General features: G+C 66.5%; 1 pseudogene. It reads left to right on the top strand.

Going from position 1 to position 433, the window contains the following annotated elements:
- Positions 1-433, top strand: a pseudogene (emrD, locus tag M3627_RS20525) (multidrug efflux MFS transporter EmrD); the annotation flags it as partial.

Genomic DNA, 433 nt, shown 5'->3' with positions numbered 1-433 from the left:
ATTCGAAGCCTGCTCCGGGGTGCTGATGGGCGCGGTGCTCGGCCTGAGCAGCATGGCGGTGAGTATTCTGTTTATTCTGCCGATCCCGGCGGCGTTCTTCGGGGCGTGGTTTGCCGGCCGGCCGAACAAGCGTTTCCCGACGCTGATGTGGCAGTCGGTGATCTGCTGCCTGCTGGCAGGTCTGATGATGTGGATCCCAGGGCTGCTGGGCATCATGACCGTCTGGACCCTGCTGGTGCCTGCGGCGCTGTTCTTCTTCGGCGCCGGGATGTTGTTCCCGCTGGCCACCAGCGGCGCGATGGAGCCGTTCCCGTTCCTCGCCGGAACCGCCGGGGCGCTGGTGGGCGGCTTGCAGAATATCGGCTCCGGCGTGCTGGCCTGGCTGTCGGCGATGATGCCGCAAACCGGTCAGGGCAGCCTCGGCCTGCTGATG

It is taken from the genome of Psychrobacillus sp. MER TA 171, assembly GCF_023713305.1.
Taxonomy (GTDB): Bacteria; Bacillota; Bacilli; order Bacillales_A; family Planococcaceae; genus Psychrobacillus.
The sequence above is the reverse complement of the archived record's forward strand: the minus strand, read 5'-3'. Positions and strand labels throughout refer to the sequence as shown.